The sequence below is a fragment of the Niallia sp. Kr1 genome (assembly GCF_050389805.1).
GTDB lineage: Bacteria > Bacillota > Bacilli > Bacillales > Cytobacillaceae > Bacillus_BD.
In genome coordinates this window covers 4705354-4722500 of record NZ_CP130945.1, presented here as the reverse complement: position 1 = coordinate 4722500, position 17147 = coordinate 4705354, and the positions used below count along the sequence as shown (strand labels likewise).

Here is a 17147-nt window from a genome sequence, read left to right as displayed (position 1 = left end):
AGATGAGTGAGAATCTCATCCACCGATTGACTAAGGTTTCCTGAGGAAGGCTCGTCCGCTCAGGGTTAGTCGGGACCTAAGCCGAGGCTGAAAAGCGTAGGCGATGGACAACAGGTTGATATTCCTGTACCACCAAAATCCGTTTGAGTGATGGGGGGACGCAGGAGGATAGGGTAAGCGCGCTGTTGGATATGCGCGTCCAAGCAGTTAGGCTGCAGGTGAGGAAAATCCCACCTGCGTGAAGGCTGAGCTGTGATGGCGAGGGAAATATAGTACCGAAGTTCCTGATTCCACACTGCCAAGAAAAGCCTCTAGCGAGGATTAGGTGCCCGTACCGCAAACCGACACAGGTAGTCAAGGAGAGAATCCTAAGGTGAGCGAGAGAACTCTCGTTAAGGAACTCGGCAAAATGACCCCGTAACTTCGGGAGAAGGGGTGCTTTTTAGGGTGTTAAAGCCCTGAGAAGCCGCAGTGAATAGGCCCAGGCGACTGTTTAGCAAAAACACAGGTCTCTGCGAAGCCGCAAGGCGAAGTATAGGGGCTGACGCCTGCCCGGTGCTGGAAGGTTAAGAGGAGAGGTTAGCCGCAAGGCGAAGCTTTGAATTGAAGCCCCAGTAAACGGCGGCCGTAACTATAACGGTCCTAAGGTAGCGAAATTCCTTGTCGGGTAAGTTCCGACCCGCACGAAAGGCGTAACGATCTGGGCACTGTCTCAACGAGAGACTCGGTGAAATTATAGTACCTGTGAAGATGCAGGTTACCCGCGACAGGACGGAAAGACCCCGTGGAGCTTTACTGTAGCCTGATATTGAATTTTGGTACAGCTTGTACAGGATAGGTAGGAGCCTTGGAAGCCGGAGCGCCAGCTTCGGTGGAGGCATCGGTGGGATACTACCCTGGCTGTATTGAAATTCTAACCCGCAGCCCTTATCGGGCTGGGAGACAGTGTCAGGTGGGCAGTTTGACTGGGGCGGTCGCCTCCTAAAGAGTAACGGAGGCGCCCAAAGGTTCCCTCAGAATGGTTGGAAATCATTCGTAGAGTGTAAAGGCACAAGGGAGCTTGACTGCGAGACCTACAAGTCGAGCAGGGACGAAAGTCGGGCTTAGTGATCCGGTGGTTCCGCATGGAAGGGCCATCGCTCAACGGATAAAAGCTACCCCGGGGATAACAGGCTTATCTCCCCCAAGAGTCCACATCGACGGGGAGGTTTGGCACCTCGATGTCGGCTCATCGCATCCTGGGGCTGTAGTCGGTCCCAAGGGTTGGGCTGTTCGCCCATTAAAGCGGTACGCGAGCTGGGTTCAGAACGTCGTGAGACAGTTCGGTCCCTATCCGTCGTGGGCGTAGGAAATTTGAGAGGAGCTGTCCTTAGTACGAGAGGACCGGGATGGACGCACCGCTGGTGTACCAGTTGTTCTGCCAAGAGCATCGCTGGGTAGCTATGTGCGGAAGGGATAAGTGCTGAAAGCATCTAAGCATGAAGCCCCCCTCAAGATGAGATTTCCCATAGTGTTAAACTAGTAAGACCCCTGAAAGATGATCAGGTTGATAGGTTTGAGGTGGAAGCATGGTGACATGTGGAGCTGACAAATACTAATCGGTCGAGGACTTAACCACACATTCATGATTGTCTAGCATACATTATCTAGTTTTGAGGGAGCAATACCTCAAACATAATAGTCTGGTAACAATGGCGAGAAGGTCACACCCGTTCCCATCCCGAACACGGAAGTTAAGCTTCTCAGCGCCGATGGTAGTTGGGGTTTTACCCCTGTGAGAGTAGGACGTTGCCAGGCTGATATTGGCCCGTTGGTCAAGCGGTTAAGACACCGCCCTTTCACGGCGGTAACACGGGTTCGAATCCCGTACGGGTCACCATATGGAGGATTAGCTCAGCTGGGAGAGCATCTGCCTTACAAGCAGAGGGTCGGCGGTTCGAGCCCGTCATCCTCCACCATATTTGCCGGCCTAGCTCAATTGGTAGAGCAACTGACTTGTAATCAGTAGGTTGGGGGTTCGAGTCCTCTGGCCGGCACCAGGCTTCATTGTCCTGAACATGCTAGGTGAACTTAGTATAAAATCATTGTATTCGTACAAGTTATATTGAGCCATTAGCTCAGTTGGTAGAGCATCTGACTTTTAATCAGAGGGTCGCAGGTTCGAATCCTGCATGGCTCACCATTTTGCGGGTGTGGCGGAATTGGCAGACGCACTAGACTTAGGATCTAGCGCCGCAAGGCGTGGGGGTTCGACTCCCTTCACCCGCATCATTTTCTCTACGTGATATGCGGAAGTAGTTCAGTGGTAGAAGATTGACCGCCTCGAAGAGGCTCAATCTGCAATAAAAGCCATAGGCTTTTAGCGCACAAGACCACAGACCTCATTCTGAAATAATTCCGAAATTCAATATGCGGAAGTAGTTCAGTGGTAGAACACCACCTTGCCAAGGTGGGGGTCGCGGGTTCGAATCCCGTCTTCCGCTCTATCGTAGCCGGCCGGGGTGGCGGAACTGGCAGACGCACAGGACTTAAAATCCTGCGGTAGGTGACTACCGTACCGGTTCGATTCCGGTCCTCGGCACCATCTAATATAATAATGCGCCCGTAGCTCAATTGGATAGAGCGTCTGACTACGGATCAGAAGGTTATGGGTTCGACTCCTTTCGGGCGCGCTTTTATTTTTTAAAAAAACGGGAAGTAGCTCAGCTTGGTAGAGCACTTGGTTTGGGACCAAGGGGTCGCAGGTTCGAATCCTGTCTTCCCGACCATGATTTTTACAATATTGGGGGCTTAGCTCAGCTGGGAGAGCGCCTGCTTTGCACGCAGGAGGTCAGCGGTTCGATCCCGCTAGTCTCCACCATATTCTTTAAAATCTTCTATATTATTTTGGCGGCGTAGCTCAGCTGGCTAGAGCGTTCGGTTCATACCCGAAAGGTCGTAGGTTCGATCCCTATCGCCGCTACCATTTTCATACGATTGTAAAACGGAGGAATACCCAAGTCCGGCTGAAGGGATCGGTCTTGAAAACCGACAGGCGGGTTAAACCGCGCGGGGGTTCGAATCCCTCTTCCTCCGCCATTTACATTTACTATTATTATCGCGGGGTAGAGCAGTCCGGTAGCTCGTCGGGCTCATAACCCGGAGGTCGCAGGTTCAAATCCTGTCCCCGCAATCTGGTCCGGTAGTTCAGTTGGTTAGAATGCCTGCCTGTCACGCAGGAGGTCGCGGGTTCGAGTCCCGTCCGGACCGCCATTATTTTATCTAGTCAGTAGCAACAAATTGACTTTAAACTAGCTTTAGGAAAGTATCTTTTATACGGCTCAGTAGCTCAGTCGGTAGAGCAATGGACTGAAAATCCATGTGTCGGCGGTTCGATTCCGTCCTGAGCCACCATATTTCCCTATGTCCCTAAGGTTTTGGAGGGGTAGCGAAGTGGCTAAACGCGGCGGACTGTAAATCCGCTCCTTCGGGTTCGGCGGTTCGAATCCGTCCCCCTCCACCATATACATTTATATAGGGGTATAGTTTAAAGGTAGAACGAAGGTCTCCAAAACCTTTGGTGTGGGTTCGATTCCTACTACCCCTGTTCTAAAAACTTTATAATGGCGGTTGTGGCGAAGTGGTTAACGCATCGGATTGTGGTTCCGACATTCGTGGGTTCGATTCCCATCAGCCGCCCCATTTAATTTGATACTATTGGGCTATAGCCAAGCGGTAAGGCAACGGACTTTGACTCCGTCATTCGTAGGTTCGATCCCTGCTAGCCCAGTTTTTTTGGCGGCATAGCCAAGTGGTAAGGCCAAGGTCTGCAAAACCTTTATTCACCGGTTCGAATCCGGTTGCCGCCTCCATACGTTTTAGCCGGTGTGGCGGAATTGGCAGACGCGCACGACTCAAAATCGTGTTCCTTCAGGAGTGTCGGTTCGACCCCGACCACCGGTATCGAGAGAATTTTTAATATATGCGGGTGTAGTTTAGTGGTAAAACCACAGCCTTCCAAGCTGTTGTCGAGGGTTCGATTCCCTTCACCCGCTCCATACATAATGGGCCTATAGCTCAGCTGGTTAGAGCGCACGCCTGATAAGCGTGAGGTCGATGGTTCGAGTCCATTTAGGCCCACCATTTATATATTAGAATTGTTCCGCAGTAGCTCAGTGGTAGAGAAACGAATCGTCCCGCAGGGGATTCGTTTTGCAACAAAAGCAAATCGCTTTTGGCGCACAAGTTCGACCACAAGCAACATTTAGGACAAAATATTTATTACTCCGCAGTAGCTCAGTGGTAGAGCAATCGGCTGTTAACCGATCGGTCGTAGGTTCGAATCCTACCTGCGGAGCCATTTTTATTTTACGGTTGAAATCGTTTACAGTTTTCGATGGAGAAGTACTCAAGTGGCTGAAGAGGCGCCCCTGCTAAGGGTGTAGGTCGGGTAACCGGCGCGAGGGTTCAAATCCCTCCTTCTCCGCCATTGAATATACATATGAATCAACTTAAAATAGAGTGACAGGCACCCTCCAGAAACTGGAAGGTGCCTGTCACTCTATTTTTTTATTTTGTAGTGAACGATTTGCACGTGGTGGTCGTCTTATGATTGGAACTAAAAAGAAAGGGGCTTACTATGGAACTTGAGGAGGACGGAGTATTAATCCAAATGGCACTTGATGGCGATGATGATGCGTTTACAGCCCTTATACAACGGTATTATTCTTTTTTATACAAATATTTACTTAAGCTTACTCTTGATGAAGAGTTAAGCAGGGATATCGCCCAAGAAACCATGTTGAAATGCTATACCCATTTATCCTCCTATAAGGGTGAGGGGAAGTTTTCAACGTGGATGATTTCGATTGCGTCAAGGCACTATATGGATTTACTTCGCAGAAAAAAGCGTGAGCGAAAATGGTTGGACCAAGTTAAACGTACCCTTTCTCGTCAGTTGACCTGGCAGGCAGACCAAAAAGGAATGGAATGGAGCGACCTATTTTCGGATTTTAATCAGCTCGATGCCGATGTAAGAATTCCGGTTTTGCTGCATCACTATTATGGGTATAGTTACAAGGAAATTAGCCACATGATTGGAATAAAGGAAGGTACAGTCAAATCGCGGGTGCATAACGGGTTAAAACAATTGCGAAAGGAGTGGAACGATGAAAAGGAATGATGAAACGAACATCAACCAATTAAAGCGAGATTGGCGGCAGCTTGATGAATTAGGAGAACAATCGGTTTCAAAGGTGGAAGTGAAGGAGTTACTCCATGATTATCGAGAGAAAAAGAGAAGGACGTTTTACAAGGAATTAGTGATCTTCTTATGTACCGCTTTTGTTATATTAAGTTCTTTTGCGTTTAGTTTTGTTCGGGCACCTGGAATTTTTATCGTCATTCAAGTTGGCGCAAGTCTATTACCGCCTATAATTCTATTTGTTTTAGTAAAAAGAAAGAATAAAAGAGGGAAGACAATCTTATGACAACAGTGGAACAGTACATTTTAATACCGCTCCTTGTGATCATTTTATTCCTTCAAAGTACACTTCTATTTATACATGCTAAGAAACATGGCAGTTATGCTTGGTTTTGGGGGATTTGGGGACTCATTCAATTTCCTTTGCCTACTGTGTTTTATTTAATATTTGTGGTGTGGCCGCGAAAAAGACAACAAAAAATGAAATAAAAGGAGAATGGAAGATGGATATTTTTCAAGAAGTAAATTGGGAGTTAGTAGCACCGCTTTTTGTATTACAACTGATTCTCATGACCACGGCTCTTGTTAGTTGCCTGCGGCAAGAAGAAACCAATGGACCGAAATGGATGTGGGCACTTATCATTATTTTCATCAATATATTGGGACCGATTCTTTATTTTGTCATAGGACGTAGAAATGGATAGGGGGGAGAGAAATGCTCGTTTCAATCACGAATTTATCAAAGCGTTTTAAGGAACATCAAGCAGTGAAGGGCATCACGTTTTCAATCGAAAAAGGGAGCTGTGTGGCCTTAATCGGTCCAAATGGGGCTGGAAAAACAACGACTTTGCAAATGTTAGCAGGTTTGGTCTCACCGACGACCGGAAGCATTCAGTTTGTGGGGAATGAGAATGTGGATCCACGTTCATTAATTGGCTTTTTGCCGCAACATCCCTCTTTCTTTAATTGGATGACGCCAAGGGAATTTCTGCAGCTTGTTGGAAACCTCTCCCATGTCCCGAAAAAGCAGCTTCTTGCTCGGATTGATGAAACATTGGCATTTGTCCGTTTAGATAAGGTAAAAAATAAGAAAATTGGTGGTTTTTCTGGAGGAATGAAGCAAAGATTAGGGTTGGCGCAGGCTTTACTTCATGAGCCAGAGCTATTAATTTTGGATGAGCCTGTTTCAGCACTTGATCCAACGGGAAGACGTGAAGTCCTTGGGCTTATCCATAAGTTAAAAAAAGAGATGACGATTTTATTTTCAACCCATATTTTACATGACGCTGAGCAGGTTTGTGAGGAGATTTTGATGTTAAAAGATGGGGATTTAAAATGGAACGGGACGCTAGATCAATTGAAGAAGCAGTTTGATTCATTTGCCATCAAGCTTCAAACGCGAGAACCTCTTGCGGGTGTTTTAGAAGATACAGGGTATATTGAAAGTATCGATTATTCCGATCCATATACAGCGAAGATTACGTTGAAGGATATGGAGAGAACCAATGATTTGTTGCAACATATTCTTTTTAAAAAAAGGACGGTCACGCACTATGAAATGATGCAAGGTTCATTGGAAGACGCTTATTTGGAGGTGATGGAGTGATGAGAAACTTTCTTACCCTATTTAAAAAAGAAATGCAGGAAAGTCTTCGTAATGGGAAATGGATTTGGCTTCCCATCGTCATGATCATCATTGGAATTACCCAGCCGATCACAAGCTATTATATGCCGCAAATTCTTGAAGCAGCGGGCAATCTTCCTGAAGGAGCCGTGATTGAAATTCCAACGCCAACGGGTGAAGAGGTGTTAATGGGGACGTTGTCACAGTACGGAACGATTGGAACTCTCCTATTTGTTCTCGCTACAATGGGAGTCATATCACAGGAGCGACAAAACGGCTCGTTAACTCTTCTTATGGTAAGACCGATCAGTGCTTTGCAATATATCTCTAGTAAATGTGTAGCCCAGCTTTTTATTTTGCTCGTGGCATTAGGGGTAAGCTATCTGTTTACTTGGTACTATACAAACCTCTTGTTCAGTTATGTGCCATGGGATCGAATGCTAGGAAGTCTTGTTGTGTACAGTCTTTGGATTGTCTTTATTGTCGTTGTTACGGTTTTGTTTGGAACCTGGTTGAAAAGTAGTGGAGGGATTGCAGGTGCAAGCGCCCTCTTACTTGCAGTGATTAGTCTAGCAACCACGTTGTTTCCAAAATATACAGAATGGAGTCCTGGAAATCTACGCGCACAATCCTCCGTGGTTTTATTAGAAGGACAATGGCTCAGTTCTGTTTGGACCGTTGTATGGAGTACACTAGGACTATCGGTTGCATTATTTGGGATGGCGGTATATTCCTTTAAACGACATCATTAAGGAGTGCCAGACACCTTCCATAAATTGGAAGGTGCCTGGCACTCTATTTTTTAACCGAAAAGGGCATGGAGACCTTGGTACCCGAAGTATAGGCCAAATCCGACTAGGGAAACGCATGAGGCCATGGAGATAAATCGAAGGCTTTTTACGGTTAAAAATCTCCGGAAGCTGTTGGTTAGGGCGGCTACGAGAACATCCCATAGAGCTAGTCCGAGAAAAATCATCCCACTATAGATGAGGAGTTGTTCGGTACCGAAAGCTTGGGCGGTTTTCGCCAAGATGGAGCCATAAATCCCGAGCCAAAACAGAACGGAAAGTGGACTTGAGATCGACATGATAAATCCAGTTAGAAAACAATTAAATAAAGAGTCTTTTCCCCTGTTATTCGCCAACGTAATGGAATCGATGGTGAAGATTCCTTCAAATCCTGAGTAAAGCAAAACAAACGCCCCAAATAACCAAAGAAAAATTTGGACAATTGGTATTTCGAGAAAATGAACCATACCCAAATAAACGAGCAGCATAAAGATGCCATCCGCAATCATCGAACCCACCGCGACAACCCAGGCATGCCAAAAACCGTTTTTAATTCCTTTATCGAATCGGGTTGAATTGACAGGCCCAATAGGTGCAGCTAATGTAAATCCTAGTAAAAGATAACTTAATAAGGTGGTTAAACTCAATACAATCACTCCACTCACGAGCCTAAATCATAACTTGTACATTTTTATGTGAAAAAGAGGAGCGCTATGATTTTATTTTCATAAAGTTGTTAGAAGTTGGTTTGTTGATATAATCAATTTAAGAGTTTTTCTAGATAAGGAGTTATTAAACATTTTACTATCAACTATTGTATTTATTCTTGCGGGATTATTGGGGGCGTGATATTGGCTATGTATGGCGTCATTGCAACTTTCCAGTCCTTTCCGACGTTTGGTCGGGTTTATGCAGCCTATGGCGGGGTATTCATCGTTCTTTCCATCCTATGGGGCTGGGGAGTGGATAAGAACACCCCTGATCTGTATGACTGGATTGGGGCGGGGATTTGCCTAGTTGAAGTAGGGGTTATAGTTATATTATTAGCACCGAGACATTAGGAGCTAGGGAGGTGATGAACCAATGAGAAAAGAATTAGAGAAGAGATTTTTCTATTTATGGACAGGCGAGTCTGTATCGTTAATCTTATTTATGATGTTAAGTTTTGTTGTAAATCGAGCTTACCCTTCGTTAAAGCTATATTCTCTTTTTTCATTTTGGGTTTCATTTTTTCTTTTGGAGTTTCTTTTAGTACAGGGAAGCATGTATTGGTATGCAAAATGGAAGAGGTTAAAGAAAGAGAATAGGTCTGCAACTCCTATTGGGATGGTTAAAATCTTAAGAATTTTGCAGAAATGGAATCTGGGCTTAATCGTCGTATCTCCGTTCATATTTATTTATGACTTTTTCAAATGGGATTCATCGCTACCAATAGGTGGTATGATCCTTTCGGGTCTTATTTATCTATTTGCAATCCTTGAGTATATCAACTATTTTCATATTCAACTCTCCTACGATAGTCGTGCGGACCTTAAGCATTTATTGAGGACAAAGAGATTAAAACAAGCCAGTTTAAATAAAGATTTTGAGCGCAACTTGAAGGCATAATGGGGGATAAGATGAAGAGGTTGAAGAAATATCTCAAGAGATTTTTTATATTTTTATTTATTTTAGTATTATTCATGTACATAAATAATACCTCATTTTTCACAAAAAATAGTGACCAAGAACCATGGTTGCTCGCCCATCGTGGATTGGGACAGACTTTTCCAATGGAAGGCATTACGGGAGAAACGTGTACGGCGGAGAGAATTTATGAGCCTGAGCATCCCTACTTAGAGAACACGATCCCTGCCATGAAGGCGGCTTTTGAGGCTGGTGCCGATGTGGTTGAGCTGGATGTTCAGCCCACAACGGATGGAGAGTTTGCTGTTTTTCATGATTGGACACTAGAATGTCGAACAGATGGCGACGGTGTTGTAAGGGAATATTCAATGGATGAGTTGAAACAATTAGATATTGGCTATGGATATACGGCTGATCATGGAAAAACCTATCCATTCCGTGGCAAAGGGACAGGGCTTATGCCAACTTTAGATGAAGTGTTAACGACTTTTCCTGAAAAATCTTTTTTAATTCATATCAAAAGTAATGACCCGAATGAAGGAAAGAAGCTGGCGGATTATCTGTCAAAAGCCAGGTTGGAAACTCTATCCGTTTACGGGGGTGATGAACCCATTGCGGCTCTAAAAGAAGCCCAGCCTGACATGAGAGTCATGTCATTAGATACAATGAAAAGTTGCCTGTTTCCCTATCTAGCAGTGGGGTGGACTGGTTATATCCCATCAGCTTGTGAAAACACGCAATTGCATATCCCAGAAAAATACGCTCCATATCTGTGGGGCTATCACAGTAAATTTGTTGGACGAATGGAATCTGTTGGAACAAGAGTCATCCTCGTCGCAGGGGACGGCGGTTGGTCCGAAGGCTTTGATACAAAACAGGACCTAGAACGTATCCCTGAAAACTATCGCGGTGGCATATGGACAAACCGAATAGATAGAATCGGAGAATGATCAATTAGCAGAAATAGAGCGCCAGGCATCTTCCAGTTTCTAGAAGGTGCCTGGCACTCTATTTTGTCTAGTAAAACATGCAATGACACTGGTCTTTTTTTAAGATATACTAGAGTGGAGTAGGAAAAATAACCCAATTCTTTTTTCTTAATATGGATCGTTTTATCGTTTATAGCATTTTGCCATACATACGTTTACATAGAATCAAACATACAAAGCGAGGGGAATGAAGATGAAAGCTAAAGGTCTATCGGTGATTGGAACTCTACTAGTGTTCGTTTTGGGGATGGCGTTGTCCCAACTAGCATATGCGGAGGAAGCCCCATCAACGAATCTTGAAAATGAAGTAGTGGAACCGAAGCCAGCACAGGATCCGATCATAACGCCTGAACCGAGTGAAGAAATCAAACCACCCCCACAACCAGAACCGACTCCTGAGCCTGTAGTAACGGAACCAAAAGAACCAGTAAAACCATCAACCGAACAAGACACGCAAAAATCAGAACAGCCGAAAACGAGTACACCAGCTAAACCTAAGTCTACTAAACCAGTGGAGAAGAAAGAGTCTACAACGACAACCCAGCCAAAAAGGCAATCAAGCACAAGTACAAACACGACTTCTAAAACCAATAACTGGACTCCTACATCAACTGTCAAAGATACAGACAATCGGAAAGCCACCACTACGGTTTCAAAGGATGATGAATCTGATCAAAATGATTCCTCTACGGTAGCTAACGATCTAGAGTCAGCACCTAATGAGGAGGAGTTAATAGAAGAAAATATGGCGGAAGAAGAGACAATAGAAGAAGATAATAGTGTGCTAGAATTGGTGAATGATAGCGATAAAGACAGTGAGATTGTGACCGAAAAAACATCGATTTCCAATGCAGTCGCTCCAAGCAATGAATCTCCATTCGAAATGCAACGAAATATATTTAGTGTTTTTGCTGTGATCCTAAGCGGAGGGATTATTGCTTATTGGGTGATAAAAAGAAGAGCTAGTAACTAAAGAAAAAAACTAGGGTGTCAGGACCTTCCAGTTTATGGAAGGTGCCTGACACCCTTTCTAAATTTACTCTCCCATGAATATGATAATGTATGGTTCATGGGAGGGGGATGGTTGTGCGGAAAACATGGTGGAAAGAGGCGGTTGTGTATCAGGTGTACCCAAGGAGTTTTATGGATTGCAATGGTGATGGAATTGGGGACATCCAAGGCGTGATTACCCAGTTAGATTATATACAGGATCTTGGCATCGATGTCATCTGGATGTCACCGATTTTTGACTCGCCGAATGACGATAATGGTTACGATATTCGGGACTACAAAGGGATCATGAAAGAGTTCGGCACAATGTCGGACTTCGATCAGCTTTTAGAGGAGGTTCACCGTCGTGACATGAAACTCATCATGGACCTCGTTTTGAACCATACCTCTGACGAACATCCATGGTTTATCGAATCGCGTTCTTCAAAGGAAAACCCTTATCGCGATTATTACATTTGGCGTCCTAGCAAAAATGGAAAAGAGCCAAACAACTGGGAATCGATTTTTAGTGGTACCGTCTGGGAATTTGACGAGAAAACGAATGAATACTACATGCATCTTTTTTCCACAAAACAGCCTGACCTGAATTGGGAAAATCCACAGGTTCGGCATGATTTATATGACATGGTCAATTGGTGGCTTGATAAAGGGATCGATGGGTTTCGTGTGGATGCAATTTCTCATATAAAAAAGCTCCCGGGGCTTCCAGACCTGCCAAATCCACAACAAAAACGATATGTTCCGTCTATGGATGGACATCGAAATATTAACGGAATCAACACTTTTCTCAAGGAGTTGAAGGAGAAAACGTTCGCCAACTACGATATCATGACCGTCGGCGAAGCCAATGGCGTGGGCGTTGAACAAGCGGGTGAATGGGTGGGTGAAGAAAATGGTTATTTCGATATGATTTTCCAATTTGAGCATTTGGATCTTTGGGGAAAAAGCATCACCGGTGGACTGGACATTCATTCCTTAAAGAAGACGTTAACGAAATGGCAAAAGGGTCTTGAAGGTGTGGGCTGGAATGCGTTATTCCTCGAAAACCATGACCAACCACGCTCTGTTTCCACGTGGGGAAATGATGGCGAATTCCGTGAGCAGTCGGCGAAATGCTTGGCTACTCTATATTTTTTTATGAGGGGAACTCCATTTATTTATCAGGGACAGGAAATCGGGATGACCAATGTACGGTTTCAATCTATCGATGACTATAAAGATGTGGCGATCCATAATTTGTATAAAACGGAGCGGGCTGAGGGAAAGATCCATGAAGAAATCATGAAGGTGATTTGGAAAAATGGACGTGATAATGCAAGGACCCCAATGCAATGGAGCAACACTGAGAATGCCGGCTTTACTACTGGCACCCCGTGGTTAAAGGTGAATCCAAACTATGACAATATCAATGTGGAAGCTGCCATGAAGAATCCCGATTCCATCCTTCATTTTTATAAAAAAATGATCCTACTACGTAAAGAAAATGAGGCACTCCTATATGGACGTTACGATCTAATCTTAAAAAATCACAATGATGTCTATGCCTATACAAGAACATGGGGTGAGGAGACCTTTGTGATTGTGGCGAATCTTTTTGCAAAAGAAACGGAGTATGTGCTCCCGAGGAAATTCAGAGGTGCCCAATTGTGCTTAAGCAATTATCCTGTTACCATTAAAGATATCAAAAAATTGAAACTTCGACCTTATGAAGCAAGGGTTTATAGAAAGGGCGGTTAGTGAGCCGCCCTTTCGAGGGGGAGGAATAAGATGTTAAATGAAATCAAAGAAAAACTAGAGATGAATTTTTCAGATGTTGTGAATTGGCGTCGGCATATGCACCAGCATCCCGAGTTGTCTTTTCAAGAAACAAAAACCGCTCTGTATATTAAAGAAAAGTTGACGAGTTTTGGAATCGAAGTCAAAACGAATATCGGCGGCAACGGGTTGGTTGGGATTTTGCGCGGGGACAAGCCTGGAAAGACCCTTGCACTAAGAGCTGACTTTGACGGGCTACCGATTCATGATGAAAAGGATGTTCCCTATAAATCGCAAACTCCTGGTGTGATGCATGCGTGCGGTCATGACGGGCATAGTGCTGCTCTACTTGGTACAGCACAGGCGCTCAGTCAGTTCTGCGAGCATATGAATGGCAGTATCCTCTTTATTTTTCAACCAGCGGAAGAAACCCCACCAGGCGGGGCAAAGTTTATGATCGAGGAAGGAATCTTGGAGGGCGTTGACTATGTGTTCGGTGCTCATTTGGGCTCGCAAATTCCGCTTGGAAAAATAGCGGTCGGTGAAGGCTATCAAATGGCGGCGGTTGATAAATTTAAAATCGAGATTAGAGGAAAAGGCGGACATGGGGCGCGCCCGCAAGACTCGGTAGATTCGATTGTGATTGGCAGTGAGGTGGTCAGCGGATTACAAAAAATTGTCAGTCGTGGCACGGACCCTCTTCAATCAGCCGTTGTTACGATTGGGGTTTTTCAAGCGGGAAGCGCCTTCAATGTGATTGCTGATAAAGCGACGCTGGAGGGAACCGTTCGCACCTTTGATGGAGACGTTCGTCTGGCAACAGAGATGCAGATTCGTAGAATTGTAGAAGGGATTACATCAGCTTACGGTGCCAGCTACTATATCGATTATTTGAATGGCTATCCAGCCTTGTATAACCATCCTGAAGAAACCGAGGTCGTTCGAAGTTTGTTGACCCAGGAGTTTTCAGAGGAAAATATGATTGACATGGTACCGACAATGGGTGCTGAGGACTTTTCTTACTTTTTACTAGAAAAACCAGGGACCTATTTCAGAGTGGGTGCTCAGTCAAGTGAGGAAACATCCTATCCACACCACCACCCGAAATTTGATATCGATGAACGCGCACTACTGAATCTTGAAAAAGCCTTTGTGAAAATTGTGGCTCATTATTTATTTTAAAGGAACGGTTCAAGTTCAAATAAAAAGCTCAGAGTCCATAGTAACTCCGAGCTTTTAAAGAATCTACGATCATTTTATTTTTTATCACGATTAGTGGTTTTATATTTTTGCCCCTTGCTATCATAGGTGACCCATTCACCAATAGGTTCTCCCATTTCAAAATATCCGGAACGTTTTATGGTTCCGTCTGAACGATACCATTCCCAATATCCGTCTGGTTGATCTTCAATCATTTTTCCTTTGGACCACATGGTTTTTCCGTTAGCATGGTACTTGATTGTATATCCATCAATCACTTCTAGTTTCTTTTCTTTAACTCCGTTTGGGTGTACCAGGTCACAATTGTCCTTTTTCATCGTTTACCTCCAATTTATTGCCCATTCATACAACTTATTCAACCATCATCCTTCGTATTTTAACATAGATTAGCTATTTCTTATTTCGTGCAACCTAGCTTTTCGAAGCCTCCCAACAACCAGCAACAATAACGGCAAGAACAGGCTAATCAACAGCGAGATCGGTACTGACGTCACAAGCATGAGCCGTTGGAACATAACGATATTTGGAAAAAGGTGGATGGCACTCCCGATAATGAGCAGTGCTAATGGAAAGAGCAGGATTTTGTAACTGTTTAAGTTAAAAAGCTGGGCCAAACCAAGGCTGAGTGCATAATAGGAAACCGTTAATTTAAAATAAATCGTCAAAAACCAAATAATCGCTACAAGAATTTCAAACCGTTGGAAAAAATCTAAGACACTCACTTTTTTTCCTAAAAGATAGGGAGCGTAGGCTTGACGAAGGGTGGTTTCAGGTCCGAGCGATAAAATGGTGCAGAAGACCATTAGGAATACAGCAATGCCGCCAATGATCGTTCCTTGGTAAAAGGCTGATCTCGCCTTTTCATGATTTTTCACAAACGGAAAGATCATCAGAAAAAAGGATAACTCCAAGAAAGGGATGGCGAGGCTGTGATAGGTCCCCTTTAGAATCGGTTTCATCCCTCCCTCGAAAAAGGGCTGCAAATTCATGAGGCTATATTCAGGAATCAGCAGCAACAATAACATCGCCAACAGTCCTGTTATCCAAGGCATAAAAATCGTGGCGGTCCGCCCAATGACTTCAAGTCCCAATCTGACTCCGACTAGACTTGTAAGAATAAACATCGTCATAATGATTTGAATCGGGGTTTCAACCAGAACATTGGTTGTGATAAATTCTCCAATTTCCCTCAGTAACGAAATACAAATTTGAAAAAGATACAGCAAAAATAAAACGGAAACGAATTTTCCTATCGGTTTGCCGAGAATTACTTGGCTATACTGAACAAAGGTCATTTCCGGAAAATAAGAAGCTAAGCGATTATAGAGAAAAATAAAACTGAGGCTGATCAAAATAGCAAGTAAAAAGGATATCCAGCCATCTTGTTTCGCAAAACCCGCTAGTAAGGAGGGGGCTAAAATAACCGAGCTGCCGATTGAAAAAATGATCACCAGCACTCGAAAGTCGCTTACACTAATTCTACCTTTTTCAAGCATGATATCGCCCCCTTAAGAAAAAATCCTTTCAATAAAATCATCCATCGGACTAAAGAGCTTTAACAGCCAATCGCTTGGATTGGGCAGCTCGACATTAAAACTTAATAAAATATTAAACGTAATCCCTGTTAGTAAAAATAGCGAGAAAATGGTCAATTCCCTCCGTTCTTTATTTTTCAAAAGAGGAGGGACCTCAAAAAGTATAACCGCAACGCCAATCACCAAAATTCCAATCATGCCCCACATAAATTATTCCACTCCCCCATGATCATTTTGGTAAGAGTTTATGATGTTCCCTAAACGACGTAGTTCTGCGTTCACATGGACAGTTACGTTGATGTCCTGTAAATGTTCGTCCCAATCGGATTCCAGTTCATGCCATGCCTTCGGATCACTGATATGAAGAACTTCTCCCAAACCAAAAATATCACTATGTAAATCATTTTTAATACGATCAATCGCTTTGGTGATCTTGTCTTTAATTTCAGCTTCATATCGTTGTTCAATTTTCTTAATGGTTTCAGGGTTTTGTAAATCAACATCACATAACACTTCACCGATATTTCCCTCCGTTGTCAAAGTAATGTCAAAGTGCGGTTTGCCTTTTTTCATTTTGGACTTAATATCGGTTTCGGAACGAATCGTTTCAATCGAGATTTTCCCGTCTTGGCAAGGAGTGGTGACAAGCGTATTGTAGACATTATTTGTGATATAATTAAACCCTTTACTTTCATCATCGGTCAGCCAGCCGATGAGTTTCTCGCCTTTTAAAACACCAAGTTCACCAATATGGAAATAGGTTTCAGGTGTTGATTGTTGAACAACCGAAAAGTCACTGCCTTGTTCGGGATCTCCCTCAAGATGGATCGCCGTTAGCACGCCTTGTTTTCCTTTGCTGATTTTGCTATTAATGACTTCATCCAACTTCACCGTTTTCGTGACCGACCATGACCGCTCCGAGTTATCAAGAGCGTTATACATCTTATTAACGGGTATATTTTCAAGGGCTGATTGAACTTTTAACACATTATAGGCCGTGGTTCCTTTCGCAATCGCGATAAAAAAGTCTGGTCGTACTTCATGATCTCGAGCAAGAAATTCGAGTGCGTGATTAATTCCTTCACGCGCCAACTCCTCACCAAATACGACTTGATGAAGGTGGGACATATAGATTTTTCTTGGGGAAACAGTGGACAGTTTCCTTAAGGCTTCAAAGATGGTTTCGCCCTTGATTCGACTTGTAATGACTTCAGAGCGCCCCGATCGATTTCTCCCAGTCAGTTCACCAGGGTTCACAATTTGAACGGTCACATGATACCCATCTTCAGCCTTATCAATCCCAAGTCCCACACAAATGGCCAGCTCATTTAACTCTCTTTTGCTCCAACAGCCGGTCAGTAAACAAAGAGAGAAGAGCGAAAGTAAAATTTTTTGAACGTTTCGTTTCACAGGGTA

General features: G+C 44.0%; 16 protein-coding genes, 25 tRNA genes, 2 rRNA genes and 1 pseudogene (1 of these 44 running past the window's edge). 39 read left to right on the top strand and 5 right to left on the bottom strand.

Features of this window, described 5'->3' with window-relative positions; translation table 11 throughout:
• The 33 genes from Q5760_RS23270 to Q5760_RS23110 all read left to right on the top strand — a co-directional run.
• A 23S ribosomal RNA gene (locus Q5760_RS23270) occupies positions 1 to 1618 on the top strand; it begins 1318 nt to the left of the window's first position.
• Positions 1619 to 1681: 63 nt separating this feature from the next.
• Positions 1682 to 1797, top strand: a 5S ribosomal RNA gene (gene rrf / locus Q5760_RS23265).
• A gap of 7 nt (positions 1798 to 1804) precedes the next feature.
• Positions 1805 to 1879: transfer RNA gene (locus Q5760_RS23260), tRNA-Glu, on the top strand.
• Positions 1880 to 1882: 3 nt separating this feature from the next.
• Positions 1883 to 1958: transfer RNA gene (locus Q5760_RS23255), tRNA-Val, on the top strand.
• A gap of 5 nt (positions 1959 to 1963) precedes the next feature.
• Positions 1964 to 2039 (top strand) — tRNA-Thr (locus Q5760_RS23250).
• A 67-nt stretch (positions 2040 to 2106) separates the two neighbouring features.
• A tRNA-Lys gene (locus Q5760_RS23245) sits at positions 2107 to 2182 on the top strand.
• A gap of 4 nt (positions 2183 to 2186) precedes the next feature.
• Positions 2187 to 2268 (top strand) — tRNA-Leu (locus Q5760_RS23240).
• Positions 2269 to 2411: 143 nt separating this feature from the next.
• Positions 2412 to 2483, top strand: a tRNA-Gly gene (locus Q5760_RS23235).
• A 12-nt stretch (positions 2484 to 2495) separates the two neighbouring features.
• Positions 2496 to 2584 (top strand) — tRNA-Leu (locus Q5760_RS23230).
• 14 nt (positions 2585 to 2598) lie between these two features.
• Positions 2599 to 2672: transfer RNA gene (locus tag Q5760_RS23225), tRNA-Arg, on the top strand.
• A 19-nt stretch (positions 2673 to 2691) separates the two neighbouring features.
• A tRNA-Pro gene (locus Q5760_RS23220) sits at positions 2692 to 2768 on the top strand.
• A gap of 16 nt (positions 2769 to 2784) precedes the next feature.
• Positions 2785 to 2860: transfer RNA gene (locus tag Q5760_RS23215), tRNA-Ala, on the top strand.
• A gap of 28 nt (positions 2861 to 2888) precedes the next feature.
• Positions 2889 to 2965, top strand: a tRNA-Met gene (locus Q5760_RS23210).
• Positions 2966 to 2985: 20 nt separating this feature from the next.
• Positions 2986 to 3078 (top strand) — tRNA-Ser (locus Q5760_RS23205).
• Positions 3079 to 3098: 20 nt separating this feature from the next.
• Positions 3099 to 3172, top strand: a tRNA-Met gene (locus Q5760_RS23200).
• 3 nt (positions 3173 to 3175) lie between these two features.
• Positions 3176 to 3252, top strand: a tRNA-Asp gene (locus Q5760_RS23195).
• Positions 3253 to 3317: 65 nt separating this feature from the next.
• Positions 3318 to 3393, top strand: a tRNA-Phe gene (locus Q5760_RS23190).
• A 25-nt stretch (positions 3394 to 3418) separates the two neighbouring features.
• A tRNA-Tyr gene (locus Q5760_RS23185) sits at positions 3419 to 3502 on the top strand.
• Positions 3503 to 3515: 13 nt separating this feature from the next.
• Positions 3516 to 3586 (top strand) — tRNA-Trp (locus Q5760_RS23180).
• Between the two features lie 19 nt (positions 3587 to 3605).
• A tRNA-His gene (locus tag Q5760_RS23175) sits at positions 3606 to 3681 on the top strand.
• Positions 3682 to 3697: 16 nt separating this feature from the next.
• Positions 3698 to 3769, top strand: a tRNA-Gln gene (locus tag Q5760_RS23170).
• Between the two features lie 7 nt (positions 3770 to 3776).
• A tRNA-Cys gene (locus tag Q5760_RS23165) sits at positions 3777 to 3851 on the top strand.
• Positions 3852 to 3860: 9 nt separating this feature from the next.
• Positions 3861 to 3942: transfer RNA gene (locus tag Q5760_RS23160), tRNA-Leu, on the top strand.
• 21 nt (positions 3943 to 3963) lie between these two features.
• Positions 3964 to 4037, top strand: a tRNA-Gly gene (locus Q5760_RS23155).
• 8 nt (positions 4038 to 4045) lie between these two features.
• Positions 4046 to 4122: transfer RNA gene (locus tag Q5760_RS23150), tRNA-Ile, on the top strand.
• A gap of 142 nt (positions 4123 to 4264) precedes the next feature.
• Positions 4265 to 4339 (top strand) — tRNA-Asn (locus Q5760_RS23145).
• Between the two features lie 38 nt (positions 4340 to 4377).
• Positions 4378 to 4468, top strand: a tRNA-Ser gene (locus tag Q5760_RS23140).
• Between the two features lie 150 nt (positions 4469 to 4618).
• Complete coding sequence (gene sigY / locus Q5760_RS23135) at positions 4619 to 5161, top strand: RNA polymerase sigma factor SigY (protein ID WP_428909903.1); 543 nt, start codon at positions 4619 to 4621, stop codon at positions 5159 to 5161.
• Positions 5148 to 5468 (top strand): YxlC family protein, encoded by a 321-nt coding sequence (locus Q5760_RS23130; protein ID WP_428909902.1) that lies wholly within the window; start codon positions 5148 to 5150, stop codon positions 5466 to 5468. The genes sigY and Q5760_RS23130 overlap by 14 nt, the downstream gene beginning before the upstream one ends.
• Positions 5465 to 5671: a transcriptional regulator gene (locus Q5760_RS23125; protein WP_428909901.1), complete on the top strand. Its 207-nt coding sequence runs from the start codon at positions 5465 to 5467 to the stop codon at positions 5669 to 5671. The genes Q5760_RS23130 and Q5760_RS23125 overlap by 4 nt, the downstream gene beginning before the upstream one ends.
• A 14-nt stretch (positions 5672 to 5685) precedes the next feature.
• Positions 5686 to 5886 carry a PLD nuclease N-terminal domain-containing protein gene (locus Q5760_RS23120; RefSeq protein ID WP_428909900.1) on the top strand — a complete coding sequence of 67 codons (201 nt, stop codon included), beginning with the start codon at positions 5686 to 5688 and terminating at the stop codon, positions 5884 to 5886.
• Positions 5887 to 5897: 11 nt separating this feature from the next.
• Complete coding sequence (locus tag Q5760_RS23115; protein ID WP_428909899.1) at positions 5898 to 6788, top strand: ATP-binding cassette domain-containing protein; 891 nt, start codon at positions 5898 to 5900, stop codon at positions 6786 to 6788.
• Complete coding sequence (locus Q5760_RS23110) at positions 6788 to 7558, top strand: ABC transporter permease (protein WP_428912667.1); 771 nt, start codon at positions 6788 to 6790, stop codon at positions 7556 to 7558. Before Q5760_RS23115 ends, Q5760_RS23110 begins: the two co-directional genes overlap by 1 nt.
• A 50-nt stretch (positions 7559 to 7608) precedes the next feature.
• On the opposite strand, the gene Q5760_RS23105 is transcribed toward Q5760_RS23110, so the two are convergent.
• Positions 7609 to 8241: a LysE family transporter gene (locus tag Q5760_RS23105; RefSeq protein ID WP_428909898.1), complete on the bottom strand. Its 633-nt coding sequence runs from the start codon at positions 8239 to 8241 to the stop codon at positions 7609 to 7611.
• A 183-nt stretch (positions 8242 to 8424) separates the two neighbouring features.
• Here Q5760_RS23105 and Q5760_RS23100 point away from each other — a divergent pair.
• From Q5760_RS23100 to Q5760_RS23075, 6 genes and pseudogenes are all read left to right on the top strand, one after another.
• Positions 8425 to 8655 (top strand): annotated as a pseudogene (locus Q5760_RS23100) (YnfA family protein); the annotation flags it as partial.
• A gap of 22 nt (positions 8656 to 8677) precedes the next feature.
• Positions 8678 to 9202: a general stress protein gene (locus Q5760_RS23095; RefSeq protein ID WP_428909897.1), complete on the top strand. Its 525-nt coding sequence runs from the start codon at positions 8678 to 8680 to the stop codon at positions 9200 to 9202.
• An 11-nt stretch (positions 9203 to 9213) separates the two neighbouring features.
• A complete protein-coding gene (locus Q5760_RS23090; RefSeq protein WP_428909896.1) occupies positions 9214 to 10170 on the top strand; it encodes a glycerophosphodiester phosphodiesterase family protein in 957 nt (318 codons plus the stop codon).
• 232 nt (positions 10171 to 10402) lie between these two features.
• Positions 10403 to 11182 carry a hypothetical protein gene (locus Q5760_RS23085; RefSeq protein ID WP_428909895.1) on the top strand — a complete coding sequence of 260 codons (780 nt, stop codon included), beginning with the start codon at positions 10403 to 10405 and terminating at the stop codon, positions 11180 to 11182.
• A gap of 113 nt (positions 11183 to 11295) precedes the next feature.
• Positions 11296 to 12957: a glycoside hydrolase family 13 protein gene (locus Q5760_RS23080; protein ID WP_428909894.1), complete on the top strand. Its 1662-nt coding sequence runs from the start codon at positions 11296 to 11298 to the stop codon at positions 12955 to 12957.
• 30 nt (positions 12958 to 12987) lie between these two features.
• Positions 12988 to 14157, top strand: coding sequence for a M20 metallopeptidase family protein (locus Q5760_RS23075; RefSeq protein WP_428909893.1), 1170 nt, complete (start codon positions 12988 to 12990; stop codon positions 14155 to 14157).
• Positions 14158 to 14231: 74 nt separating this feature from the next.
• On the opposite strand, the gene Q5760_RS23070 is transcribed toward Q5760_RS23075, so the two are convergent.
• From Q5760_RS23070 to Q5760_RS23055, 4 genes are all read right to left on the bottom strand, one after another.
• A complete protein-coding gene (locus Q5760_RS23070) occupies positions 14232 to 14513 on the bottom strand; it encodes a hypothetical protein (RefSeq protein WP_428909892.1) in 282 nt (93 codons plus the stop codon).
• Between the two features lie 69 nt (positions 14514 to 14582).
• Entirely contained in the window at positions 14583 to 15692 is a 1110-nt protein-coding gene (locus Q5760_RS23065) for a GerAB/ArcD/ProY family transporter (RefSeq protein ID WP_428909891.1), read from the bottom strand.
• A 12-nt stretch (positions 15693 to 15704) separates the two neighbouring features.
• Positions 15705 to 15929, bottom strand: a complete 225-nt coding sequence (locus tag Q5760_RS23060) for a hypothetical protein (protein WP_428909890.1) — start codon at positions 15927 to 15929, stop codon at positions 15705 to 15707.
• Positions 15930 to 15941: 12 nt separating this feature from the next.
• Positions 15942 to 17141 (bottom strand): Ger(x)C family spore germination protein, encoded by a 1200-nt coding sequence (locus Q5760_RS23055; protein ID WP_428909889.1) that lies wholly within the window; start codon positions 17139 to 17141, stop codon positions 15942 to 15944.
• Positions 17142 to 17147 lie beyond the last annotated feature (6 nt).

Bases quoted from the DNA above. Each gene is read 5' to 3' on its own strand.
- Q5760_RS23120 (WP_428909900.1), top strand. From the start codon at position 5,686: ATGGATATTTTTCAAGAAGTAAATTGGGAGTTAGTAGCACCGCTTTTT.
- Q5760_RS23090 (WP_428909896.1), top strand. From the start codon at position 9,214: ATGAAGAGGTTGAAGAAATATCTCAAGAGATTTTTTATATTTTTATTT.
- Q5760_RS23065 (WP_428909891.1), bottom strand. From the start codon at position 15,692: ATGCTTGAAAAAGGTAGAATTAGTGTAAGCGACTTTCGAGTGCTGGTG.
- Q5760_RS23110 (WP_428912667.1), top strand. From the start codon at position 6,788: ATGAGAAACTTTCTTACCCTATTTAAAAAAGAAATGCAGGAAAGTCTT.
- Q5760_RS23070 (WP_428909892.1), bottom strand. From the start codon at position 14,513: ATGAAAAAGGACAATTGTGACCTGGTACACCCAAACGGAGTTAAAGAA.
- Q5760_RS23060 (WP_428909890.1), bottom strand. From the start codon at position 15,929: ATGATTGGAATTTTGGTGATTGGCGTTGCGGTTATACTTTTTGAGGTC.
- Q5760_RS23130 (WP_428909902.1), top strand. From the start codon at position 5,148: ATGAAAAGGAATGATGAAACGAACATCAACCAATTAAAGCGAGATTGG.
- Q5760_RS23085 (WP_428909895.1), top strand. From the start codon at position 10,403: ATGAAAGCTAAAGGTCTATCGGTGATTGGAACTCTACTAGTGTTCGTT.
- Q5760_RS23095 (WP_428909897.1), top strand. From the start codon at position 8,678: ATGAGAAAAGAATTAGAGAAGAGATTTTTCTATTTATGGACAGGCGAG.
- sigY (WP_428909903.1), top strand. From the start codon at position 4,619: ATGGAACTTGAGGAGGACGGAGTATTAATCCAAATGGCACTTGATGGC.
- Q5760_RS23125 (WP_428909901.1), top strand. From the start codon at position 5,465: ATGACAACAGTGGAACAGTACATTTTAATACCGCTCCTTGTGATCATT.
- Q5760_RS23115 (WP_428909899.1), top strand. From the start codon at position 5,898: ATGCTCGTTTCAATCACGAATTTATCAAAGCGTTTTAAGGAACATCAA.
- Q5760_RS23075 (WP_428909893.1), top strand. From the start codon at position 12,988: ATGTTAAATGAAATCAAAGAAAAACTAGAGATGAATTTTTCAGATGTT.